The sequence below is a fragment of the Mycobacterium sp. genome, from assembly GCF_049802695.1.
Lineage (GTDB): Bacteria > Actinomycetota > Actinomycetes > Mycobacteriales > Mycobacteriaceae > Mycobacterium.
The window spans coordinates 1-23,982 of sequence record NZ_JBARMY010000273.1 but is presented as its reverse complement, the minus strand read 5'-3'; the positions used below and the strand labels follow the sequence as shown (position 1 = coordinate 23,982).

The window sequence follows — 23,982 nt, the reverse complement described above, 5'->3', positions numbered from 1 at the left end:
TCTGCATCGTCGCCGGCGTGGTCATAGGCGCCGCTCCTCCTCATCGCTTCGCTCTGCATCGTCGCCGGCGCGGTCACAGGCGCCGCTCCTCCTCATCGCTTCGCTCTGCATCGTCGCTGGCGCGGGTCACACCGTCATACTGACGCCGAGGACAGGCACGGTCAATCGCCTCAGCGCGGTCTCGGTACCCCTATGATCATCTGATTCAAACCAGCATGAGCGCTCGCACCGTCGTTTTCCCGGGAGTGATCAGCCCCGGGCTCACGCTGGGGCCGCTGCGGCGCGGCCCGTGGGACCCGTGCTTCCAGGTCTGCGACGACGGCGCGATCTGGCGCACCAGCCGGTTAGCCACCGGCCCGGTCACGGCGCGGATCATCCGCACCGCCCGCGATGCCATTTCCTGCACAGCGTGGGGCGGCGGCGCCGCGGAATTCCTCGAAGCATTACCGGCGCAGCTGGGTGCTGAAGACGACGCGTCCGATTTCGCCCCGGAAGAAGCGATGGTCGCGGCGGCGCATCGCCGCGTTCCGCATCTGCGGCTGGGCCGCACCGGTCAGGTGCTGGAAGCGTTGATCCCGGCGATTCTGGAACAGCGCGTGCCCGGCGTCGACGCCTTCCGGTCCTGGCGGGTGCTGGTGACCAAGTACGGCACACCGGCGCCCGGTCCGGCGCCGCACCGGATGCGAGTGCCGCCGGCGGCCGAAGTTTGGCGGGACATCCCGTCGTGGGAGTTTCACCACGCCAACGTCGATCCCCGACGGGCCCGTACCGTCGCGAGCTGTGCGCAAAAGGCGGCGTCGCTGGAGAAACTGGCGTCGTGGCCGGTCGCGAAGGCGCGCGACGCGCTCACCTCATTGCCGGGCGTCGGGGTGTGGACGGCGGCCGAAACCGCGCAGCGTGCGTTCGGCGATGCCGACGCGCTGTCGGTGGGTGACTACCACGTCCCGAAGATGATCGGCTGGACGCTGCTGGGCCGACCGGTCGTCGACGAGGTCATGGTCGAGCTGCTGGAGCCCATGCGACCGCACCGTCACCGGGTGGTGCGCCTGCTCCAAGCCAGCGGGCTGGCCTACGAACCGCGGCGGGGAGCGCGCCTAGCGCTGCAGAATATTCGCTCCCTGTAACCGGTTACCTGCCGCGGCGGGCGGGTATGCGACACCGGACGGAGCCAAAGATCGACAGGGAGTAATCGATGACACAGTTCACCATTCCGGGCTTGACCGACAAGCAGGGAGCACAGGTCGCTGAACTGCTGCAAAAACAATTGAGCACCTACAACGATCTGCACCTGACGCTGAAACACGTGCACTGGAACGTGGTGGGGCCCAACTTCATCGGTGTCCACGAAATGATCGATCCGCAGGTGAAACTGGTTCGCAAGTATGCCGACGAAGTGGCCGAGCGGATTGCAACTCTCGGCGCTTCACCGCAGGGCACTCCCGGCGCGATCATCAAAGATCGGACCTGGGACGACTACTCAGTGGGCCGGGACACCGTCGCTGCGCACTTAGCTGCGCTCGACCTGGTCTACACCGGCATCATCGAGGACACCCGCAAGGCCATCGGCGAGACCGAGGAGCTCGACCCGGTCAGCCAGGACATTCTGATTGGCCATGCTGCCGAGCTGGAAAAATTCCAGTGGTTCGTGCGGGCCCATTTGGAGAACGCGGGTGGCCAGCTGGCCCACGAGGGCACCTCCACCGAAAAGGACGCCGCCAACTCCGCTCGGGGCTGACTCGCGAAGTAAGCCAGGAAGAAGCGGGCGCTAGCCGGATCGGCTGGCGCCCGCGTTCCGGCGTTCGGCCTCGGCGGTTTCGCGGTTGAGGCGCTGCGCATGGTAGATCGACACTTTGGTGCGATACATCAGCAGTGAGGCAACCCCGACCGCAACGATCGCGCCCGGCACCACCGAGAACGACCCGGTCATCTCGGCCACCATGATCAGTACGGCTAGTGGTGCGTGTGCAACGCTGCCGAAGCACGCCATCATGCCCACTACCACGAAGATGCCGGGGCTCTGGGGCACTCCGGGCAGATGAAACATGTCACCCAGCCGCCAGACAGCGGCGCCCACGAAAGCTCCGATCACGATCCCGGGGCCGAAGATGCCGCCCGATCCGCCGGTGCCGATCGACAGCGATGTCGCGACGATCTTCGCGATCGGCAGGACCAGCACGATCCACAATGGAATCGCCGTCAGCGGTCCCTTGGTGGTGGCAAGCTGCACCCAGCCGTAACCGCTGCTCAGTATCTGTGGAATCGCCAACCCCAGCAGTCCGACCAGCAGTCCTCCCAACGTCGGCTTGAGCACCGGGCCGCCGGGTAGCCGAGCGGTCAGCGTTCCGGTGGCATAGAAGATCCGCGCAAACAGATATCCGACAGCTGCCGCTACGACGCCCAGCACGACGAACCACAACAGCGGCCCCGCGTCCTCGAAGCGATATTCGGCGTCGACGTAACCGAACATCGGGTCGAAGCCTAAAAACGAACCGAACACGGCAAAGGCCGTCGCTGAAGTGACGAAACCCGGGTACAGCGTGCGATATTCGAAGTCGTCGCGGTAGATGATCGATGCGGCCAGCACCGCCCCGCCCAGTGGCGCGCCAAAGATCGCGCCGATGCCCGCGCCCACACCGAGCGAGACCAGGATCCGGCCGTCCGCGTCGGAGAGGTGAAGCCGGCGGGTCAGCATCGATGCGAAGCCGGCAGAGATTTGGGCGGTGGGACCCTCGCGGCCACCGGAACCGCCGGAGCCGATGGTGAGGGCACTGGAGACCATCTTTACCAGCACGACCCTGGCCCGGATGTGGCGCGGATCGGTGTGGATCGCCTCGATCGCGCTGTCGGTGCCGTGGCCGCTGGCTTCCGGGGCGAATCGGGCCACAATCAGCGCCGACACCAGCGCACCTGCCGTCGTTATCAGCGGAAGCGCCCACGGCTTGTCGTAATGGGAAGAGCCCTTGCCGCCACCCTCCACGAGCGGGGCGGGCAGGTGGTAACCGGCTACGTAGCCCAGCAGGAACTGGCCGGTGTACTTCAGCGCCAGGTAGAAAAGAACGGCACCGAGGCCGGCGATCACGCCGACGATCAGGCCCAGCAATAGCCATTTTTCTACGTATTCGAGGTTTCTGACGAAGCGGCCCACTCGGCCGCCCGGTTCGGCTAAGTCGTCTTCGGATTCGATTTCAGAATCGGCCTCGAGATGCTGGTTTTCATCCGCCTGCGGCATGAGCGGCACGGTAGCAGCGCACCGAGCAACCCGCGCGGGCAAGGCGATCAGGAATATCCGGACTGCGGTCCGGTTATATCGGATGACGTTGGGAGGCGCACATGCCCGCTGTAACCGCAGATGTCTTGACCCTGCCCCGGGTAACCGCGGCCGGTCCGGCCGACACCGAACGGCCCGTCCGGTCGATCACGACGGGTCCGCGCGGCTTCGAAGGCGAAGGCTTTCCGGTCGTTCGGGCCTTCGCCGGTGTCGACAAGGCCGCACTTGACCCGTTCGTCCACATGGACCAGATGGGCGAGGTGGAATATCAGCCGGGCCAACCCAGAGGTACCGGCTGGCACCCACACCGGGGCTTCGAGACGGTCACCTACATGATCGACGGCCGGTTCGCGCATCAGGACTCGCACGGCGGCGGCGGTGTGATCGCCGATGGCGCCACCCAGTGGATGACGGCGGGCTCGGGCATCCTGCACATCGAAACCCCGCCGGCCGAACTGGTCGAAAGCGGTGGACTGTTTCACGGCATCCAGTTGTGGGTCAACCTGCCGAAAAAAGCGAAGTTCGCCAGTCCGCGATATCAGGCCATCGAGGGCAACGACGTCGCGCTGCTTGCCTCCCCGGACGGCGGCGCGTTGGTTCGCGTCATCGCCGGCGAGATCGACGGTCGCAGCGGGCCGGGTGTCACTCGCACGCCGATCACCTTGGCGCACGCCACGATCGAGCCCGGCGCCGCGCTGAACATCCCGTGGCAACGGGGCTTCAATGCGTTGGTGTACGTGCTGTCCGGGCGCGGGTCGGTCGGCCCGTCCGGGCATCCGATACAGCAGGGGCAATTGGCGGTGCTGGGCTCCGGCGACCGGATCACGATCACCGCCGAGGCACGCCAGGATTCGCACCGGGCCGCCCTGGAGGCGCTGCTTCTCGGCGGACAGCCGATCCGGGAGCCGGTGTTGCAGTACGGCCCGTTCGTGATGAACAGCAAGGCGGAGCTCATTCAGGCGATCGAGGATTACGAGGCGGGAAAGTTCGGCGCGATCCCGCCCAATGCATTGATGCCGCACCGGCACGGGCGGCGCCCGGCCGCGACATAACGGCTGAGGCGCATTCCACCAGGCCTTCAAGTGACTTGTGGCACAATCTTCTCGTGCCGCATACGGCGAGTCGGGGTCCGGGGCGGCCTCCTGCCTCGACAGCGGCCGGTACGCGCAAGCGCATCGTGCAAGCGGCTCGCGGGGTGTTCAGCGAGTGCGGCTATCAAGCGGCCACCTTCCAGGCGATCGCGATAAGAGCCGACCTCACTCGGCCCGCGATCAACCATTACTTCCCCAGCAAGCTGGTGCTGTACAACGAAGTTCTCGAGGAGACGAACAACCTTGTCGTCGTCGCCGCCATCGAGCGAGCACGGCGGGATGCCACGCTGATCGGCCAGTTGGTCGCTTTTATCGCCGCGGCGACGCAAGGCGATTCGGAGAACCCGTCGTCGGCGGCGTTCCTGCTCACCTCGGTGGTGGAGTCGCGGCGTCATCCGGAGCTGCGCGAGCTGGGGAACGCGTCACTTCGCCTCACCCGGGAATTTCTCACCAACGCGATCGAAGCGGCGATCCGGGACGGCGAACTCACCACTTCCACGGATCTGTCGTCGTTGACCGAGATGCTGGTAGCGGTGCTGTTCGGCATCGGCTTCTACGCCGATTTCGTCGGCAGCCGTCGGCAACTGGGTGTCATCACCAACCAGTTGCAGCAGTTGATGGCAGGGACACTGTGGCGCTTCAGAGAACAAGATCCGCCAGACGCCGCTTCGCAGTGAGATAGCGCACACCACCAAATAGCCTGCCTAACTGAGTGGGTAGCATGGCGTACGTATGACGGAGTTAGGCGAAGTGCGTTCGATTCGTACCGAAGGTGACAGTTGGGACATCGCCACCAGCGTCGGCAGTACCGCGCTGATGGTGGCAGCCGCCCGGGCTGTCGAGACCGCATCCCCGCACCCGCTGATCCGCGACGAGTTCGCGCGCGTGCTCGTGTCATCGGCCGGGCCGGCGTGGCGCCGGTTGGCCAGCCCTGACCTGGAGTGGCTCGGTGAGGACGGGTACGGGCGGCGCGCACACCGTGTTGCCTGCAACTACCAGGCCGTGCGCACCCACTTCTTCGACGAGTACTTCACCGCCGCCGTCGAGGCCGGTATCCGGCAGGTGGTGATCCTGGCCGCGGGCCTGGATTCGCGTGCCTACCGGTTGGACTGGCCGGCAGGCACCACGGTGTACGAGATCGACCAGCCCAAGGTCTTGGCCTACAAAGCGAGCACCCTGCACTCGCACGGTGCTCGTCCGAAGGCCACCCGGCACGCGGTACCGGTGGATTTGCGCGACGATTGGCCGGCTGCGCTGGTCGCTGCCGGTTTCGACCGCGCACAACCGACCGCGTGGCTGGCCGAAGGCCTCTTGCCGTATCTGCCGGTCGACGCGCAGAATCGCCTGTTCCAGAAGCTGACCGCGCTCAGTGAGCTGGACAGCCAGGTCGCCGTCGAGGCATTTCGCATCGGTTCGGCCGACACCGAGCGGCGCAAGGCGGCGCGGCGCTCCCGATGGCTACGGATGCGGGACCGGCTCGGCCTCGACATCAACGTCGAGACTTTGACCTATCAGGATGGCGAGCGACCGGATGCCGCGAGGTGGTTAGCCTGCCACGGCTGGCGGGTGCAGGCCGTGGACAACGCCGACGAGATGGCCCGACTCGGCCGTCGGATACCCGAAGACCTGGCCGACGAGGCTGTCCGGAGCACGCTGCTGCGGGCCCGTCTTGCTCCGGCGGATTGACTTCGATTCACCAGAATTCACGTTCGCCGAAAGTACTTGTCTAGAAAGTAGGAAGCCCATGAGCAGCTTGCGCACCGATGACGACACCTGGGACATCGCCACCAGCGTCGGCACCACCGCGGTGATGGTGGCGGCGGCCCGCGCCGTGGAAACCGAGAAGCCCGATCCGTTGATTCGCGACCCCTACGCGAAGATTCTGGTCAGCGATGCCGGCACCGGGGTCTGGGAAACCATGCTCGACGAGTCGATCGTCACCAAGCTGGAGAAGCTCGACCCGGAAGCAGCCGCGATCTTCCAGCACATGCGCAGCTACCAGGCGGTGCGGACGCACTTCTTCGACGCCTACTTCGCCGCGGCCGTCGCAGCGGGAATCCGCCAGGTGGTGATTTTGGCCTCCGGGCTGGACTCTCGGGCGTACCGGCTGGACTGGCCGGCTGACACGACGGTGTACGAGATCGACCAACCCAAGGTGCTCGACTACAAATCCACCACGCTGGCCGCGCATGGCGCCACCCCGTCGGCCCATCGGCGGGAGGTGCCGATCGACCTACGGCAGGATTGGCCGGCCGCACTGCGCAGCGAGGGCTTCGACTCTCAGCAACCGACCGCCTGGCTGGCTGAAGGCCTGCTGATGTATTTGCCTGCGGAGGCCCAGGATCGGCTGTTCGAACGGGTTACCGAGTTGAGCGCACCGGGTAGCCGCATCGCGGTGGAAACCGCGGCGCATCACGCCGATGAGCGGCGCGCAGAGATGCGGGAACGTTTCCAGAAAGTGGCCGATGAGCTCGGGTTCGACCAGACCGTAGATGTGCAGGCGCTGATCTATCACGACGAGGATCGCGCGGTAGTCGCCGACTGGCTCAACGAGCGCGGCTGGCAGGCCACCGCGCAACCCGCGCACGACGAGATGCGCCGGCTGAACCGCTGGATCGAAGGCGTGCCGATGGCCGACGATAAGGACGCGTTCGCCGACTTCGTCACCGCCGAACGCAGGTAGATGCGGCTGCGAACCGGAGGGCCCGTATCGCCCAACCGGCTGGTTGACTCGTGCGACGGAACCGAACGGGTTGCGCATCGTCAACCAACGCCAATTCGACTGGCTGACGGGCTATCTGACCACCACCAAGAGAACGAGCGCGCTGGGTGGAAACTCCGACGCGTCGGCGCTGCGTCGGTTGAATCATTCGATGGGGCAATCGGGTTCGTGAACTCGCGGCCCAAGCCGCTGTCAGGGAGGTGCCGGCGGGCGGGATGCTGGTCAATCACCTCGCCTTCCAGACCTCCACCACCAAGCTGCCATTCGGTGGCGTCGGCGCGTCGGGTATGGGGGCCTATCAGGGCCGTTGGGGATTCGAGGAATTCAGCCACCGCAAAGCCGTGCTGACCAAACCGACCCGACCCGATGTATCCAGCCTCATCTACCCGCCGTATACAGAGAAGGCGCAGAAGTTGGCGCGCCGGCTGTTCTAGCCTGTATCGGCCGCCAACACAGGACCCAGCCCGGCGACGATTCAGGCCGTTTCACGGCCGCAGCGGTAGCCGGTCGATTAGCCGAAAGGAAGTTCATGCCCGGAGTGCAGGATCGTGTCATCGTCGTCACGGGGGCCGGCGGTGGATTGGGCCGCGAATACGCCCTGACCTTGGCGCGCGAAGGGGCCAGCGTCGTGGTCAACGACCTCGGCGGAGCGCGTGATGGCACCGGCGCCGGGTCGGCGATGGCCGACCACGTGGTCACAGAGATCAAGGAGGCCGGTGGTCGCGCGGTCGCCAACTACGACAGCGTCGCCGAGCCCGAAGGCGCGCAGAACATCATCAAGACCGCTCTCGACGAGTTCGGCAAAATCGACGGTGTGGTGAGTAACGCCGGCATCCTGCGCGACGGAACCTTCCATAAGATGACGTTCGAGAATTGGGACGCTGTGCTCAAGGTCCACCTCTACGGCGGGTACAACGTGATTCGGGCCGCGTGGCCGCACTTTCGCGAGCAGAGTTTCGGTCGTGTGGTGGTCGCCACCTCCACCAGCGGATTGTTCGGTAACTTCGGTCAGGCCAATTACGGCGCGGCCAAGCTTGGTCTGGTGGGGCTGATCAACACGCTCGCGCAGGAGGGCGCCAAATACAACATCAAGACCAACGCGCTCGCACCGATAGCGGCCACCCGGATGACCGAGGACATCCTGCCGCCCGAGGTGCTGCAAAACCTGACCCCGGAATTCGTCGCGCCGGTGGTGGCTTACCTGTCCACCGAGGAGGTGCCGGACACCGGGTCGATCTTCATCGTCGGCGGCGGCAAGGTGCAGCGAGCTGCGCTGTTCCAGAACGAGGGCGTCACCTTCAAGTCACCGCCGTCGGTGGACGACGTGGCCGCACACTGGACGGAGATCGACGACTTGTCGGCCGCAAGGCAGGCGGATTTCTCCATCCGGTGATTCGGGCGCATGAAAGCCTGTGTAGTACAAAAGCTCTCCGGCCCGTCGGGCTTGATGTACACCGACGTCGACGACGTCGTGGGCAACCATGACACTCTGGTTCTCGACGTCCTTGCGGCCGGAGTGTGCTACCCCGATTTGCTGCTGAGCAAGGGTGAGTACCAGCTCAAGCTGCCACCGCCGTTCATCCCAGGCATGGAAGTGGCGGGAGTGGTGCGCTGGGCGCCGGAGGAATCCGACTTTCAGGTAGGCGACCGGGTTTCGGCTTTCGGCGTGCTCGGTGGCTACGCCGAGCAAGTCGCGGTTCCAGTGGCCAACGCGACTCGCAGTCCTACGGAACTCGACGATGCCGAAGCGGTGTCGCTGCTGGTGAACTACAACACGATGTATTTCGCGCTGGCTCGCCGGGCCGCGATGCGGCCCGGCGACACAGTGCTGGTACTGGGTTCTGCCGGCGGGGTGGGCAGCGCAGCCGTGCAGGTCGCGCAGGCGATGGGCGCCAGTCAAGTAATCGCGGTGGTGCACCGCGCGGCGGCAACGGCTTTCGTCGAGTCGTTGGGCGCGGACGTGGTGTTGCCATTGACGGACGGCTGGGCTGAGCGAGTGCGTGACGTCACTGACGGCCGCGGTGTGGACATCGTCGTCGACCCCGTCGGCGGGCCTGCCTTCGATGACGCCGTCCGGGTGTTGGCGCTGGACGGCAAGCTACTGGTCATCGGATTTGCTGCCGGCGCCATTCCCACCGTCAAGGTGAATCGACTGCTGCTGCGCAACGTGGGAGTGCTTGGCGTCGCATGGGGGGAATACCTCCACAAAGTGCCCGGTTCGGCCGCGCTGTTCTCCTCGGGGTTGGGTCAACTGGTGTCCCACGGTCTCAAACCTCCACCCCCGCAGCGGTTCCCGCTGTCGGATGGGCGCAAGGCACTGCAGAGTCTGGCCGATGGCGGGGTGCTCGGCAAGGTGATACTGGAACCCTAGCCGGCCTGTTTAGGGGATCAGGCCGCCGATGAGTTCGTATCCGGTCGTTGCCAGCGCCTCTCCGAGGACAGCGAGGTCCAGACCCACGGGCAGCGGTAGGATTCCGATGTCGGCTGCGATGGGATCACCGAAGGCGGCCACCAGGTTGCCGGCCTCGAGCCCCTGCTCGAACAGACTGATGTCGTAGTTCGGCAGTGAGACTCCCAGTGCGAGAACGGTATCGAACAACGGCAACACAGTTGAGACGTCGGTGGAGACGACGTGAGTCAAGCCGTTGACGATATCGGTCAGTGACGAATAGTCGATCGGGGTGACGGGAACATCGCCGTTGAAGTAGGTGGTCGCCGCACCCAGGAGCTCGGAGAGCGTTGGGGTGTCACTGGGCGTCAGGCCGAAAGTGTGCGCCGCGTCCACCAACGTTTGCAGCGACGAATAATCCGTCCACTGTCCTGCTTGAATGTCCGCGACTGCCTTCGAGAATCCCTCTGGAATCCCCTGCACGAGGGCGTTGAGGAGGTCGGTCGGGTTGATGTTGTCCGGCAGGAACCCGAACGGGGTGGGGACGTCCGGAGCATTCTCGGTGTCCCAGCCGTCGGTGATGCTGCCGTAGCCCAGGTTGACCAACACCGACATGTCCGGTTGCAGCAGATCGGCCAGTGGGTTTCCGCCTGGGATGAACCGCAAAATGTCCAGCAGCGGCAGCTCATCGGTCGGATTCATGAAGTAAGTGGTATCACCGAAGGTTCCGAGATCGATTGCGCCGCTGGGGTCTTCGTCCACGTAGGCGGTGTGCTCGAAAATGATGCCCAGGTAAGCGTTGAGGTCGGAAAGAAGGTCTATCGGATAGCGCGGAAAGTCGGCGAAACCGTCGTATTCGTTGGTGATGATGTCCGTGGGAAACAAGTCGCTGGGAGTCGCGCCGCTGGCTGTGACGCCGAAGCTGGGAATGGTTCCGCCGACGAAGCGTTCCAAAAAGCCGCCGTCGGGATTGCTCGGGTCGCCGACGAGGATGAAGGACACCGGTGCAGTGGGGTCTTCATTGTGGAGCTGCGACATCTCCAGCGAGGCGATCGTGGAACTCTGCGAGTAGCCGAAAACGTCGACGGGTGCTTTGGCGTTCTGGAGGACGTTGTTCAACGTCTCTACGCCCTGCGCGACCGACGGGTCCAACGTCAAGCTGTTGACCCCGGTGATCGGATACAGACCCTCCGGTGTGGTCAAGGGCAGGACGGAGTTCGTGGGCAGGTTCAGGTACAGACTGTTAGCGGCGTCCAAATAGCTCTGCGCAGGTACCGGAAACCCGCTGGGGCCCATGACCCACGCCGAGTCAGCGTCGAAGCCGCCGCCAGGCACAAAGCTGCCGCCGACGTAACCGGTGTCCGCGAGTGCGGGCGCCGCCACCAGCGTCGATGTCAGTGCCAATATGCTGGCGCCGGTGCTCGCGAACATGCCGACGGTGAGCCACTTGAGCTTGCGACCTGACATTGCGACCTCCTCGGATTCAGGACATCGTCACGGTTACGGTGCCGCGCGGTGGGCCTGGCTTGCGGCCAGGCGCACCGCGTCGCTACTTGGTCTCCCCGTCAGAAGAGGCCCGACAGCGTGGCGGAGATCGCCGAGGCCGCGTCCGATGATGTCCGGCGTGACCCCGTTGTCCCCGAAGGCAAACCCCGGATTCATCACCGCGGTCATCGAGAGCATCCCGGCGCCGGCGCTGGCGAACAGTCCAGCGGTGAACCAACGAAGCTTCCGTCCTGACATTCCTGACCTCCCGACGCTGGGCGGATGGCTGTGGTTGCGGCTTCTGTGGGCGCTGTCAAACAGCACGGCGGTATGAGACGCACGTGCATCATGCACCCTGCACTTAGCTTGCGTCTAGGGAACGCTCAGGTTTTCTTTAGGTTTTTCGTCGGTATATACGGTCCCGCCCGCGTTCTCAGCCGAGCAGCGCTTCGCGTAGTCGGCGCACCTCGGCCGCGGAGACTCCCGCGCTGCGCAGATAACCCTCGAGCGAGCCGAACTGCTCGTCGATGGCGCGCCGCGCTGAGGCCAGGTATTCCTCGCGCACACCGAGGACATCGTCGGCCAGTCGCGCCTCGGTGATTGCGACGAGGTCCGGCGTCACTTCGACGTCCGTGCGCTGGCGAACCGACTCGAGGATCCGCTCGCGCAACCGCGGGACGGCATCGTTGCTGCGCAGGAAATCTTCGACGATTGCGTCCCGGTCGATTCCTGCGGCTTCCAGGACCAGTGCGACCAGGAAGCCGGTGCGGTCCTTACCGGCGAAACAATGCGTCAGCACCGCCCGTCGGCTGCCGAGCAAGGTGACGACGCGGTGCAAGGCCTGTTGAGCCCCGTTGTAGGTGGGGAACCTGCTGTACTCGTCGACCATGTAGCGGTGGGACGCCACTTCGACCGATTCGTCACCCGGCCTCTCTTCAAGAAGCCGTTTGAACGCATGCTCGTGCGGGGCTTCGCCGTCCGGGTTGGTGTCGTCGAACTCGAGGTCCGGGATGGGCAGCAGGTGGATCTCGACGCCGTCGGGAACCCGGCCGGGCCCGTGACGCTGCACCTCGCGACGCGAGCGCAGGTCAGCAACATCGGTGACACCCGAGCGGCGTAACTCCTCGCGACCCTCGTCGCCGAGTTCGCTCAGCTCACCGGAACGAAACAATCGACCCGGTCGCAGCACGCCGGTGCTGTCGGCAACGTCGCGAAAGTTCCACGAGCCTTGCAGATCTCGAAGGCCAACGGCCACCTCAGGTGACCGCCGCGGCCAGGGCGCTTCTTTCACGGCCGAGCTCGGTGCGCGCGATGGTGCGCATGTGCACCTCGTCGGGCCCGTCGAAGATCCGCATCGCGCGATGCCAGCCGTACAACCGGGCCAGGACTGTGTCGTCGCTGACACCGGCGGCACCGTGCACCTGGATCGCACGGTCGATCACCTGGCACGCCACCAGCGGTGCGACCGCCTTGATCTGCGACACCAGCAGATGAGCGGCTTTATTGCCGTGCTGGTCGATTGTCCACGCCGCCTTCTCGCACAGCAGCCTGGCCTGGTCGATCTCGTTGCGCGACCTGGCGATCGACTCCCGCACCACACCCTGCTCGGCTAACGGCCGGCCGAACGCCACCCGCTTCTGCACCCGGTCCACCATCAACGCCAATGCGCGTTCGGCCGCGCCGAGCGCGCGCATGCAGTGGTGAATGCGGCCCGGGCCCAGCCGGGCCTGCGCGATCGCGAAGCCCGAGCCTTCTTCGCCGAGCAAGTTGGTCGCCGGCACCCGCACGTTGTCGTAGCTGATCTCGCAGTGCCCGTGCCGGTCCTGCCACCCGAACACCGATGTGGAGCGGACGACGTTCACGCCGGGGGTGTCGATCGGCACCAGCACCATCGACTGTTGCTGGTGGCTGGCTGCTTCCGGGTTGGTGCGGCCCATGACGATCAGGATTTTGCAGCGCGGGTCGGCTGCGCCGGAAGTCCACCACTTGCGACCGTTGATCACATAGTCGCCGCCGTCGCGCACGATGGACGTCTCGATGTTGCGGGCGTCGCTGCTGGCCACCGCCGGTTCCGTCATGGAAAACGCGCTGCGGATCTCGCCGTCGAGCAGCGGCTGCAGCCACCGTTTGCGCTGTTCTTCGGTGGCGAACAGGTGCAGAGTTTCCATGTTGCCGGTGTCCGGCGCCGCGCAGTTGATCGCTTCCGGCGCGATTTCCATACTCCAACCGGTCAGCTCAGCCAGCGGCGCGTAGTCGAGGTTGGTCAAGCCTGACTCGTCGGGCAGGAACAGATTCCACAGCCCGCGCTCTTTGGCTTTGAGTTTGAGGTCCTCGATGACCGGCGGCACGCTGTGATCGTTCGGACCCGCTTCGTGGCGATACCGCTCGTAGTCGGCTTCAGCCGGAAAGACCGAGTCGACCATGAACTCCGACAGTCGCTTGTGGTAGTCGTTCGCCTTGGCCGATTGCGCGAAGTCCATGCCGCCACGATAGGCCACCGCGGGTCAGCGACAGTCGCCGGATTGGTGGTCGACGGGTCCCGGCTCAACCCACCTCCGCCCAGCGGCCCCGGCTGGGCCACTACAATGAGGACTTTGTTCGGGAGTCGCCTTCGCTCAGCATAATCGAAGCCAATTCGAAGCCATTCGAATACGCGCGGAGGCACCGAATTCAAGGGAACACCGTAACGGAGAGAGAAATTGAGTGCGGATGACGACGGCTCGTTTGCCGACCCACTAGCGGGCGCGAAGACTTATACAAGCGCGTCGGCCGACGTCATAGAGCGCAAATGGCAAGATCGTTGGCGACGATCACGGGAATTCGAAGCTGCCAATCCGGCGGGCGGCCTTCGAGGTGTGACGTCCTCAGCGCACTCCTACATATTGGACATGTTCCCTTATCCGTCGGGCACCGGTCTGCATGTCGGCCATCCGCTGGGATTCATCGCCACCGACGTGCTGGCCCGCTATCTGCGGACGCGCGGTGAAAACGTGCTCTACACCATGGGTTACGACGCTTTCGGACTGCCGGCCGAACAGTATGCCGTACAAACAGGTACGCATCCTGCTGCGACCACCGGCAAGAACGTCTCCCGCTATCGCGCGCAGCTCGAACGATTAGGCATGTCCTACGACGAGCGCCGCGTATTAACCACCACCGACCCGAAGTATTATCGCTGGACGCAGTGGATATTCACCCGGCTGTACGACTCGTGGTATGACCCCGGCGCTCGTCGCGCGCGCCCGATATCGACATTGATCGACCAATTGCAGTCCGGTCAGCTGAACGACAACGGCAAGCAATGGCAGCAGATGGACCCCGCTGAGCGTGACGCTTTCCTCAACAACCGTCGCCTGGCGTACGTCGACGAGGCACCAGTCAACTGGTGCCCCGGCTTGGGCACCGTTCTGGCGGATGAAGAGGTAACGGCCGACCGGCGGTCCGAACGCGGAAACTATCCGGTGTTCCGCACCAATCTGCGGCAGTGGAAGTTACGGATCACTTCCTACGCCGATCGATTGTTGGACGACCTCGCGCCGCTCGACTGGCCCGAATCGATCAAACTGCAGCAGCGGAACTGGATAGGAAAATCCCAAGGCGTCAGCATCCGCTTCACCAGGCAGGGATCCGGCCGGGTTCTCGACGTTTTCACCACCAGGCCCGACACCCTCTTCGGCGCCAGTTACGTCGCGGTGTCACCGGAGTCCGAAAGCGCCGACGACTTGCTGCAACCCGACTGGCCCGAGTCGACGCCGACGCAGTGGCGGGCAGGCTACGAGTCGCCGAAAGCTGCCGCGGACGCGCTCCGCAGAATGACGCCCGATGATCCGGATCAAGCCGGCACCGGGGTGTTCACCGGTTCCCACGCGATTCACCCGGTGACCCGAGCGCCGATACCGATCTTCCTGGCCGACTACGTCCTGGCCGGTTACGGCGCGGGAGCTGTCATGGGCGTGCCTGCCCACGACACACGCGATCACCGCTTCGCGACGACATACGGGTTGCCGATCCAACCGGTGATCATTAGCGACGAAGCCTTCGACGCGGACACGGTCACCGGTGAGCAGGTTGACGCGGCTTCGGCGGCCTATACCGGCACGACGGGTCGCGTGGTGAATTCCGCCTTCGGCGATCTCGACATCAACGGAATGGCCCCGACGGAAGCGAAAGCAGCCGTGGTCGACTGGCTGCAGCGCCACAACGCCGGCGAAGCCGTGACCATGTTCAAGCTTCGTGACTGGCTTTTCAGCCGGCAGCGTTATTGGGGTGAGCCGATTCCAGTCGTCTATGACGCCGACGGATTGCCGCACCGAATTCCAGATTCGATGCTGCCGGTCGAATTGCCTGACCTGGACAATTATTCGCCTCGAACTTTCGACCCCGACGACGCCAACACCACACCGGAAACGCCGCTGTCCCGTGATGAGGGCTGGGTGAATGTCGAGCTCGACCTCGGCGATGGTCGTAAGCTTTATCACCGCGACACCAATACGATGCCGAACTGGGCGGGATCGTCCTGGTATGAGCTCCGCTATATCGATCCCACCGACGACGATGAATTCGTTCGAAAAGAGAACGAGGCGTATTGGATGGGGCCGACCGAGCATAAACCACTGGGCGGGACGGACCTCTATATCGGCGGGACGGAGCATGCCGTCCTGCACCTGCTTTATGCCCGCTTCTGGCATAAAGTGCTGCACGATTTGGGCTATTTGAATTCCAGCGAGCCGTTCCATCGGTTGTTCAACCAAGGGATGATTCAGGCTCACGTCTACCGCGACAGCCGAGGTCTGGTGGTACCCGCCGCAGAGGTCACTGAGACACCAGACGGCAGCTTCATTTTTCAGGGCGCGACCGTGACCAGGCAGCTGGGGAAAATGGGGAAGTCGCTGAAGAATTCGATCGCACCCGACGACATCGTCGCCGAATACGGTGCCGACACTTTCCGGGTCTACGCCATGTCGACCGGGCCGCTCAGTGCGTCACGGCCCTGGATCACCAGAGCGGTGGTCGGAGGTCAGCGGTTCCTGCAACGGGTGTGGCGCTGCGTCATCGACCAGGACACCGGCGAAGTGCTCGTCACCGAGTCCGCCCCGCCGGATGCGATTCTGCGGGCACTGCACGAGACGCTTCAGCAGTACCACACCGATGTTGCGGCCCTGCGGTTCAATTCGGTGATAGCGCGGCTCATCGAGTACACGAACATGCTGACCAAGAACGGTGTCTACGCACGGGCAGCTGTGGAGCCGTTGATCCTGATGCTCGCACCGTTTGCACCGCACCTCGCAGCGGAACTCTGGGAGCGACTGGGTCATCGTGACGGCTTGACCAGAGTTGAGGTGCCGCAGGCAGATCCCGCTTTGGCGCAGCCGAACTCGGTCACCGCGATCATTCAGATCAACGGGAAAGTCCGCGCGCGCATCGAGGTGTCCGAGTCGATCGTCGCCGAGGACCTTGAGCGAAAGGCCGTCGAGCATCCGGTCATCGCCGATCTCATCGGCCAAAGCACGGTGCGGAAAGCGATCGTCAAGCCACCCACAGTGGTGAATTTCGTTGTGACGTGATGACGCGCTGGTGGCGGTCGGCAATCCCGCACTTCAATGGAGGCCATGACCGACACAGTCCCGCCGCTGCCGCCGTTCACCCTCGAAACCGCACTGCAGAAGGTCCAGGCCGCTGAGGACGCCTGGAACACCTGCGACCCCGACCGCGTCAGCCGCGCCTACACCGTCGACTCGCATTGGCGTAACCGGGACCTGCACATCGTCGGGCGCGACGAGATCGTGGCGTTCCTGACCCACAAGTGGCAGGCCGAGCATGATTACGTCCTGCGCAAAGGCCTGTGGGCCTTTTTTGACAACCGCATCGCCGTCCGCTTCCAATACGAGTGGCACGACGACGGCGGCCGGTGGTACCGCAGCTACGGCAACGAATTGTGGGAGTTCACCCAAGCCGGATTGATGGCCCGGAGGGAGGCCAGCATCAACGACGTCGCGATCGAGGAATTCGAGCGCCGCTACTTCGGGCCGCGCCCGCCAGCCGAACACGGGCAGAACTTTCCGCTCTGGTGACGTCGGCGAGCGGACGACGTGACCTGACGCGCCGCGCATACCTTATTTCGCTACCGGTTAGGCTCTGCGAGGCGCGGCCGAGCCGTGCCCGATTCGCCAGCCAGGGGAAGGCTAGATGTACGGGCCATGACAGATACTCAGACGACGGTAGGGGTGGTCGCCGAGTCGGGATCGGACGAACGGCGCGTCGCGCTGGTCCCGAAGGCGGTCGCGTCGCTGGTGAACAGTGGTGTAGCGGTAGTGGTCGAGACGGGCGCGGGCCAGTCGGCGTTGCTTCCCGACGACCTCTATACCGCGGCCGGCGCGACGATCGGTGACGCATGGGCGGCCGATGTCGTCGTGAAGGTCGCACCGCCCAGCGCCGAAGAGGTGCGCCGGCTGCAGCGCGGCCAGACCCTGATCGGTTTCCTGGCTCCCCGAGACGCCGACAACCAGATCGAGGCGCTCACCGCCGCCGGTGTGCAGGCCTTCGCGCTGGAGTCGATCCCGCGGATCTCCCGGGCCCAGGCGATGGACGCGCTGTCCTCGCAGGCGAACGTCGCCGGTTACAAGGCGGTGTTGCTCGCCGCGTCGGAATCGACTCGATTCTTCCCGATGCTGACCACCGCCGCGGGCACCGTGAAGCCCGCCACCGTGCTGGTGCTCGGCGTCGGTGTGGCCGGGCTGCAGGCGCTGGCAACGGCCAAGCGGCTGGGCGCGCGCACCACCGGATACGACGTCCGGCCCGAGGTGGCCGACCAGGTCCGCTCCGTCGGCGCGCAATGGTTGAAGCTCGGTGACGAAGATCTGGCCGCATCGGGGGAGGGCGGCTACGCGCGCGAACTCACCGAACAGGAGCGCGCGGAACAACAGAAAGCCCTGGAGAAGGCGATCACCGGGTTCGACGTGGTCATTACCACCGCCCTGGTGCCCGGCCGGCCGGCACCGCGGCTGGTGACGGCGGCAGCGGTGGAAGGGATGAAGCCCGGCAGCGTGGTGGTCGACCTGGCCGGCGAGACCGGCGGCAACTGCGAGCTGACCGAGCCGGGCCGCACCGTCGTCAAGCACGACGTCACGATCGCATCCCCGCTGAATCTGCCGGCGAGCATGCCCGAGCATGCCAGCGAGCTGTACAGCAAGAACATCACGGCTCTGCTGGACCTGCTGATCAAGGACGGCAAGCTCGCTCCCGACTTCGGTGACGAGGTGGTGGCGGCGGCGTGTGTAACCCGAACCGGCGGAGAGGACACCTAGATGTACGGCGGACTTCTGGCGAATCTGGCGATCCTGGTGCTGTCCGGGTTCGTCGGCTTTGCGGTCATCTCGAAAGTGCCCAACACCCTGCACACCCCGCTGATGTCGGGAACCAACGCCATCCACGGGATCGTGGTGCTCGGCGCGCTGGTTGTCTTCGGTGAGGTCAAGAACCCGACGCTGCCCGTGCAGATCATCTTGTTCGTGGCGGTGGTGTTCGGCACGCTGAACGTCATCGGCGGCTTCATCGTCACCGACCGGATGCTCGGCATGTTCAAGGGCAAGAAGAAGGCCGAGGCCGTCAAGGCCGACAAAGTAGATGATCTGGCGGCGAAATGAACTACCTGGTCATCGTTCTCTACATCCTCTCGTTCGGGCTGTTCATCTACGGCTTGATGGGCCTGACCGGGCCCAAGACAGCGGTGCGCGGCAATCTGATCGCCGCGGTGGGCATGGCGATCGCGGTGGTGGCCACCCTGATCTTGATCCGGCACACCAGTCAGTGGCCGCTCATCATCGCCGGCCTGGTCGTCGGCGTCGTGCTCGGCGTGCCACCGGCCCGGTTGACCAAGATGACCGCGATGCCTCAACTGGTGGCGTTCTTCAATGGCGTCGGCGGCGGCACGGTCGCGTTGATCGCGCTGGCAGAGTTCATCGAGACCAACGGCTTTTCTGCGTTCCAGCACGGCGAGTCGCCGACCGCGCACATCGTGGTGGCTTCGCTGTTCGCCGCGATCATCGGATCCATCTCGTTCTGGGGGTCGATCATCGCTTTCGGCAAGCTGCAGGAGATCATCTCCGGGTCACCGATCGGCTTGGGCAGGGTCCAGCAGCCGGTCAACCTACTGCTACTGGTGGCAGCCGTCGCGGCCGCGGTGGTCATCGGCGTGCACGCGCATCCCGGCAGTGGCGGCGCGCCGCTGTGGTGGATGGTCGGCTTGCTGCTTGCCGCCGGTGTGCTCGGTCTGATGGTGGTGCTGCCGATCGGTGGCGCCGACATGCCGGTGGTCATCTCACTGCTCAACGCTATGACGGGGTTGTCGGCCGCCGCGGCGGGGCTGGCGCTCGACAACACCGCGATGATCGTGGCCGGGATGATCGTCGGCGCCTCGGGTTCCATTCTGACCAATCTGATGGCCAAAGCGATGAACCGCTCCATCCCCGCGATCGTGGCCGGCGGTTTCGGAGGCGGCGGGGTCGCTGTAGGCGGCGGCGACAGCAGCGACAAGGTCGTCAGGTCGACATCGGCCGCCGATGCCGCCATCCAGATGGCCTACGCCAACCAGGTGATCGTGGTGCCCGGCTACGGCCTGGCCGTCGCGCAAGCCCAGCACGCGGTCAAAGACATGGCCGCCCTGTTGGAGAACCGCGGCGTGCCAGTCAAATATGCCATTCACCCGGTCGCCGGGCGGATGCCCGGACACATGAACGTGTTGTTGGCCGAAGCGGAAGTCGACTACGACGCGATGAAGGACATGGACGACATCAATGACGAGTTCGGCCGCACCGACGTCACATTGGTCATCGGCGCTAACGACGTCACCAACCCGGCGGCCCGCAGCGAGTCCTCCAGCCCGATCTACGGAATGCCGATTCTCAATGTGGACAAGTCCAGGTCGGTGATCGTGCTCAAGAGGTCGATGAACTCAGGTTTCGCCGGCATCGACAACCCGCTGTTCTACGCCGACGGCACCACCATGCTGTTCGGAGACGCCAAGAAGTCGGTGTCCCAGATGACCGAGGAACTGAAAGCTCTCTAGACGGGCGGGTAGGCCGGCGGCGGGTAGCCGTTGCCGTCGACGACACCGCGGAGGCCGAAGAGAGAGTAGCGCAGGAAGTACTCAATCTCGTCAGACATGTCGTAGCTCGGGTCCGGATCCATGTGCCCCACCTCTCGTCCAGCGACCTGCTTGCTAGCAGTCTAGTCACATGGGTCCACGACGCGACAGTGGAAAACCGCGTTGCCATAGACTGGCCAACCAGTTGATTGAGATCGGGGATGCGCCCGGCCTGCGAGACGAGGTGACATGGCACTGGGGGCCGGCACGCCCACGCCCAACGGGCTGAGCCGCCGCGAGGAACTGTTGGTCGTGGCGACCAAGCTGTTCGCCGCGCGCGGCTACCACGGCACCCGGATGGACGACGTAGCCGATGTGGTCGGGCTGAACAAGGCAACGGTGTATCACTATTACGCCAGCAAGTCGCTGATCCTCTACGACATCTATCAGCAGGCGGCCGAACGCACCCTGGCGGCTGTACACGACGACCCGTCCATGTCCGCCAGGGAGGCGCTTTACCAGTACACCGTGCGGCTGCTCAATCAGATCGCGGCCAACCCGGAGGGCGCAGCGGTCTACTTCCAGGAGCAGCCCTACATCACCGAGTGGTTCACCGAGGAGCAGGTGGCCGCGGTCCGGGAAAAGGAAACACAGGTTTACGAACACGTCCATGGCCTCATCGACCGGGGTATGGCCAGCGGCGAGTTCTACGAGTGCGATTCCCACGTGCTGGCTCTCGGCTATATCGGCATGACGCTCGGGGCCTATCGGTGGTTGCGGCCAAGCGGACGCCGCAGTGCCAAGGAGATCGCGGCCGAATTCAGCACCGCGCTTTTGCGGGGATTGATCCGCGACGAGTCGGTCCGGGTGGAGTCCCCGCTGGGCGTCAGAACCGAAATAGCGGGGCCGGCCTGACCCGTTAGCCCGCTTTCAGGTGCTCGTCGAGAAATTCCAACTGGTCGGTGACGACGCGCTCGAACGCGTCGCCGACGTAGATGTCGAAATGCCCTTGCGGGTATACCCGCACTTCGCCGTGCGGCGCCTTGGCCGCGTGGCGGAGGGTCGCTGCCGCGGGCGCGACCGAGTCGTTTTCGCAGACGCAGAAGAGGATCGGGCAAGGAACCTTCGCGGCGAGCCGGCCCGGATTGTAGGTGAAAATTTTCAGTCCAAAGCGCGCGGCGACCTCGTTTCGCAGCGGCGTGCCGTCGGGTACCAACCGCGTGTAGCCGGGGTAGACGTCGGGGGCATTCATCAGCGCAACGTCATGCGGGTGGCCGGCAGTAGCCACCATCACCGGGGGGCGGCCCAGCCGCGCGGCGACTAGATCGCGCAGCGCCAGGGCCGTGATGCGTGCCGTGACAACCGGGCTCAAGGTCCGGGCTGAGGCGATGCCGTCGGTGAAGGGGCACTGTGCGACCACAGCCGCGATCCCGGGCAGCCGCGCCGCTGTGGCGATCACGTGACCGCCACCGAAAGAGGTGCCCCACAGGCCGATTCGATTGACATCGACATGCGGCAGGGTACGGGCGTAGGCGACGGCGGCGGTCCAGTCCTGCAATTGCATTCCGACGTCGACCAACTGGCGCGGACTGCCCTCGCTGTCGCCGAAGTTGCGGTAGTCGAACACCAGGCAGGCGTAACCGGCCGCACTGAACCGCTCGGCGTAGGCGTCCAGCCGCATCGTGCGCACCGCCCCGAGGCCGTGGGCCAACACCAGCAGCGGCGGATCGGTGATGGCGTCCGGTCGATACAGCCACGCGCTGAGTTGATCGTGACCGGAATTGAACCGCACGTCGTCGCGATTCGCAGATCCCATCAGCGCGCTCCCGGGTCGCAGCAGCTTGGTGTGCGGGCAAAGTCTGGCAGATTCTAAGGCCACCGGGGCGAACGCCTACGGTGAAACCATGAAGTCCACCTTGCTGTCGCGGCGCGACCTCGACTTCCTGCTGTTCGAGTGGCTGTGCATCGACGAGCTGATCAAGCGGGCGCGCTTCGCCGAGCATTCCCGCGAAACGTTCTCCGACGTTCTCGACCTGTGCGAGCAGGTGGCGACTCGTTACTTCGCGCCGCACAACAAGAAAAGCGACGCCCAGGAGCCGAGCTTCGACGGGTCGAAGGTCACCCTCATCCCCGAGGTGGAGCAGGCGCTGGCGGCGTTCGCCGCCGCCGACCTGATCGGCATGGCGATGGATGCCGAACTGGGCGGCGCGCAGTTGCCGGCGACCGTCGCACAGGCGGGCTTTGCGTGGCTGTCGGCCGCCAATGTCAGCACCGCCGGCTACGTCATGCTGACGATGGCCAACGCGAACCTGATCGCAAAGTTCGGCACCGAGCAACAGATCGACACCTACGTCAAACCGATGCTGGCCGGCCGATTCCTCGGGACGATGTGCCTGTCGGAAACCCAGGCCGGGTCGTCACTGGCCGACATCACCACCAGAGCCGAGCCCCGCGATGACGGCAGCTACCGGGTGTTCGGGTCGAAGATGTGGATCTCCGGCGGCGACCACGAACTCAGCGACACCATCGTGCACCTGGTGCTGGCCAAGATCGCCGGCGGTCCGCCCGGCACCAAAGGTATCTCGCTGTTCATCGTGCCCAAGCATCTCGTCGGCTTGGACGGCTCGCTCGGCGAACGCAATGACGTTGTGCTGGCAGGGCTCAACCACAAAATGGGTTACCGCGGCATCACCAACACCGTGCTCAACTTCGGTGAGGGCGCCTTCCGCCCCGGCGGTGAGCCGGGAGCCTTCGGCTACCTGGTCGGCGAACCGCACCGCGGCATCTCCTACATGTTCCACATGATGAACGAAGCCCGGCTCGGCGTTGGCATGGGCGCGATTTCTCTCGGCTACACCGGATACCTGAAGTCGCTGCGCTACGCGCAGGAACGGCCGCAGGGGCGGCCGGTGACCGCCAAAGACCCTGCCGCGCCGCAAATCCCGATCATCGAGCATCCGGACGTCAGAAGAATGCTGCTGGCACAGAAATCCTACGCGGAAGGCGCCATGGCGCTGGCGCTGTACTGCGGCAGGCTCGTCGACATCCAGCACAGTCCGGAAACCGACGAGGAACTCGACCATGCCACGCTGTTGCTGGACATCCTGACTCCGGTCGCCAAGAGCTGGCCCTCGCAGTGGTGCCTCGAGGCCAACAGCCTGGCGATTCAGGTGCACGGCGGGTACGGCTACACCCGGGAGTACGACGTCGAACAGCACTACCGTGACAACCGCCTCAACCCGATCCACGAGGGCACCCATGGGATCCAGAGCCTGGACCTGTTGGGCCGGAAAGTGGTTCAACGAGGCGGTGCCGGCCTGCAGGCGTTCAGCGACGCCATCGCTGAGTCCGTCGCCGCCACGCAGGCCGCCGGCGGTGAGCCGGCCCGATTCGCCGCCGAGTTGGACGCGGTGAGCCGGCGCCTGGTATCGGTGACCGCGACGATGTTCGGTTCGGGTGACGTCGAGGCTGCGCTGGCCAACAGCGCGATTTACCTTGAAGCGTTTGGCCACATCGCCATCGCGTGGATGTGGCTGGAACAGGTGCTGGCCGCGCACGGCCGCACCGGCGACTTCTACGACGGCAAGCGTCAGGCCGCCCGCTACTTCTTCGGCTACGAGTTGCCCAGAGTTGCACCACAACTCGACCTGCTGGAAAGCCTCGACCGGACCACCTTGGAGATGCGACCGGAGTGGTTCTGACCCACGCCCGGCGACGATGCGGGCCGCGAAGCGGCGGCAGGAGAAGCCGGGGAAATGTTTCGGTGTGATACACCGGGCGCCATGGCCCTTACCGAGAGCCTGGCCGCGGTGGTGGGACCACAGCATGTGAGCACCGACCCTGACGTGCTGGGCGGCCGCAGCGTCGACTACACCGGCCGTTACCGCGGACGGGCCAGCGCGCTGGTGCGGCCGGCCACAGCCGCCGAGGTGTCCGGGGTGCTGC

22 protein-coding genes and 2 pseudogenes are annotated in these 23,982 nt (G+C 65.0%); 18 read left to right on the top strand and 6 right to left on the bottom strand.

Translation table 11 applies throughout. From position 1 onward, the window contains the following. Nucleotides 1-215: 215 nt before the first annotated feature. Nucleotides 216-1,124, top strand: a complete 909-nt coding sequence (locus WA317_RS11215; RefSeq protein WP_425173095.1) for a DNA-3-methyladenine glycosylase family protein — start codon at nt 216-218, stop codon at nt 1,122-1,124. A gap of 68 nt (nt 1,125-1,192) precedes the next feature. Then, nucleotides 1,193-1,735: a Dps family protein gene (locus tag WA317_RS11210; RefSeq protein ID WP_425173094.1), complete on the top strand. Its 543-nt coding sequence runs from the start codon at nt 1,193-1,195 to the stop codon at nt 1,733-1,735. 30 nt (nt 1,736-1,765) lie between these two features. On the opposite strand, the gene WA317_RS11205 is transcribed toward WA317_RS11210, so the two are convergent. Then, the gene (locus tag WA317_RS11205) at nt 1,766-3,229 is read right to left on the bottom strand and encodes a chloride channel protein (RefSeq protein ID WP_425173093.1); all 1,464 of its coding nucleotides are present in this window, start codon (nt 3,227-3,229) and stop codon (nt 1,766-1,768) included. A gap of 101 nt (nt 3,230-3,330) precedes the next feature. Between WA317_RS11205 and WA317_RS11200 the strand changes: the two genes are divergently transcribed. The 7 genes and pseudogenes from WA317_RS11200 to WA317_RS11170 all read left to right on the top strand — a co-directional run bounded on the left by WA317_RS11200 (nt 3,331) and on the right by WA317_RS11170 (nt 9,452). After that, nucleotides 3,331-4,320, top strand: coding sequence for a pirin family protein (locus WA317_RS11200; RefSeq protein ID WP_425173092.1), 990 nt, complete (start codon nt 3,331-3,333; stop codon nt 4,318-4,320). A gap of 53 nt (nt 4,321-4,373) precedes the next feature. Continuing rightward, nucleotides 4,374-5,036 carry a TetR/AcrR family transcriptional regulator gene (locus WA317_RS11195; protein ID WP_425173091.1) on the top strand — a complete coding sequence of 221 codons (663 nt, stop codon included), beginning with the start codon at nt 4,374-4,376 and terminating at the stop codon, nt 5,034-5,036. Nucleotides 5,037-5,091: 55 nt separating this feature from the next. Beyond that, on the top strand, nt 5,092-6,045 hold the full coding sequence (locus WA317_RS11190; RefSeq protein ID WP_425173090.1) for a class I SAM-dependent methyltransferase: 954 nt from the start codon (nt 5,092-5,094) through the stop codon (nt 6,043-6,045). Nucleotides 6,046-6,103: 58 nt separating this feature from the next. Then, nucleotides 6,104-7,042 carry a class I SAM-dependent methyltransferase gene (locus WA317_RS11185; protein ID WP_425173089.1) on the top strand — a complete coding sequence of 313 codons (939 nt, stop codon included), beginning with the start codon at nt 6,104-6,106 and terminating at the stop codon, nt 7,040-7,042. Between the two features lie 58 nt (nt 7,043-7,100). After that, nucleotides 7,101-7,515 (top strand): annotated as a pseudogene (locus tag WA317_RS11180) (aldehyde dehydrogenase family protein); the annotation flags it as partial. Nucleotides 7,516-7,610: 95 nt separating this feature from the next. Then, nucleotides 7,611-8,474 (top strand): SDR family oxidoreductase, encoded by an 864-nt coding sequence (locus WA317_RS11175; protein ID WP_425173088.1) that lies wholly within the window; start codon nt 7,611-7,613, stop codon nt 8,472-8,474. A gap of 9 nt (nt 8,475-8,483) precedes the next feature. Continuing rightward, nucleotides 8,484-9,452, top strand: coding sequence for an NADPH:quinone oxidoreductase family protein (locus tag WA317_RS11170; protein WP_425173087.1), 969 nt, complete (start codon nt 8,484-8,486; stop codon nt 9,450-9,452). A 9-nt stretch (nt 9,453-9,461) separates the two neighbouring features. Here WA317_RS11170 and WA317_RS11165 read toward each other — a convergent pair whose 3' ends face one another. Further along, complete coding sequence (locus WA317_RS11165) at nt 9,462-10,937, bottom strand: PE-PPE domain-containing protein (protein WP_425173086.1); 1,476 nt, start codon at nt 10,935-10,937, stop codon at nt 9,462-9,464. Between the two features lie 157 nt (nt 10,938-11,094). On the opposite strand from WA317_RS11165, the gene WA317_RS11160 reads away from it, so the two are divergent. Further along, nucleotides 11,095-11,289: a hypothetical protein gene (locus WA317_RS11160; RefSeq protein WP_425173085.1), complete on the top strand. Its 195-nt coding sequence runs from the start codon at nt 11,095-11,097 to the stop codon at nt 11,287-11,289. Between the two features lie 99 nt (nt 11,290-11,388). Here WA317_RS11160 and WA317_RS11155 read toward each other — a convergent pair whose 3' ends face one another. Both WA317_RS11155 and WA317_RS11150 read right to left on the bottom strand, forming a co-directional pair. After that, entirely contained in the window at nt 11,389-12,210 is an 822-nt protein-coding gene (locus WA317_RS11155; protein WP_425173084.1) for a tyrosine-protein phosphatase, read from the bottom strand. Between the two features lies 1 nt (nt 12,211). Continuing rightward, entirely contained in the window at nt 12,212-13,435 is a 1,224-nt protein-coding gene (locus WA317_RS11150) for an acyl-CoA dehydrogenase family protein (protein ID WP_425173083.1), read from the bottom strand. 219 nt (nt 13,436-13,654) lie between these two features. Between WA317_RS11150 and leuS the strand changes: the two genes are divergently transcribed. From leuS to WA317_RS11125, 5 genes are all read left to right on the top strand, one after another. Beyond that, complete coding sequence (gene leuS, locus WA317_RS11145; RefSeq protein ID WP_425173082.1) at nt 13,655-16,519, top strand: leucine--tRNA ligase; 2,865 nt, start codon at nt 13,655-13,657, stop codon at nt 16,517-16,519. 45 nt (nt 16,520-16,564) lie between these two features. Then, nucleotides 16,565-17,026 carry a nuclear transport factor 2 family protein gene (locus WA317_RS11140; RefSeq protein WP_425173081.1) on the top strand — a complete coding sequence of 154 codons (462 nt, stop codon included), beginning with the start codon at nt 16,565-16,567 and terminating at the stop codon, nt 17,024-17,026. Between the two features lie 126 nt (nt 17,027-17,152). Beyond that, entirely contained in the window at nt 17,153-18,259 is a 1,107-nt protein-coding gene (locus tag WA317_RS11135; RefSeq protein ID WP_425173080.1) for a Re/Si-specific NAD(P)(+) transhydrogenase subunit alpha, read from the top strand. Next, a complete protein-coding gene (locus tag WA317_RS11130) occupies nt 18,260-18,598 on the top strand; it encodes an NAD(P) transhydrogenase subunit alpha (protein WP_425173079.1) in 339 nt (112 codons plus the stop codon). It begins immediately after the preceding gene. Then, nucleotides 18,595-20,019: an NAD(P)(+) transhydrogenase (Re/Si-specific) subunit beta gene (locus tag WA317_RS11125; RefSeq protein WP_425173078.1), complete on the top strand. Its 1,425-nt coding sequence runs from the start codon at nt 18,595-18,597 to the stop codon at nt 20,017-20,019. The genes WA317_RS11130 and WA317_RS11125 overlap by 4 nt, the downstream gene beginning before the upstream one ends. Here the strand turns inward: WA317_RS11125 and WA317_RS11120 are convergent. Continuing rightward, nucleotides 20,016-20,141 carry a hypothetical protein gene (locus WA317_RS11120; protein ID WP_425173077.1) on the bottom strand — a complete coding sequence of 42 codons (126 nt, stop codon included), beginning with the start codon at nt 20,139-20,141 and terminating at the stop codon, nt 20,016-20,018. The genes WA317_RS11125 and WA317_RS11120 overlap by 4 nt on opposite strands. Before the next feature lie 145 nt (nt 20,142-20,286). On the opposite strand from WA317_RS11120, the gene WA317_RS11115 reads away from it, so the two are divergent. Continuing rightward, nucleotides 20,287-20,952, top strand: coding sequence for a TetR/AcrR family transcriptional regulator (locus tag WA317_RS11115; RefSeq protein ID WP_425173076.1), 666 nt, complete (start codon nt 20,287-20,289; stop codon nt 20,950-20,952). Between the two features lie 4 nt (nt 20,953-20,956). Here WA317_RS11115 and WA317_RS11110 read toward each other — a convergent pair whose 3' ends face one another. Further along, nucleotides 20,957-21,853, bottom strand: a complete 897-nt coding sequence (locus WA317_RS11110; protein ID WP_425173075.1) for an alpha/beta hydrolase — start codon at nt 21,851-21,853, stop codon at nt 20,957-20,959. Nucleotides 21,854-21,941: 88 nt separating this feature from the next. Here WA317_RS11110 and WA317_RS11105 point away from each other — a divergent pair, with 88 nt between their 5' ends. Both WA317_RS11105 and WA317_RS11100 read left to right on the top strand, forming a co-directional pair. After that, nucleotides 21,942-23,738 (top strand): acyl-CoA dehydrogenase, encoded by a 1,797-nt coding sequence (locus WA317_RS11105; protein WP_425173074.1) that lies wholly within the window; start codon nt 21,942-21,944, stop codon nt 23,736-23,738. An 81-nt stretch (nt 23,739-23,819) separates the two neighbouring features. After that, nucleotides 23,820-23,982 (top strand): annotated as a pseudogene (locus WA317_RS11100) (oxidoreductase); the annotation flags it as partial.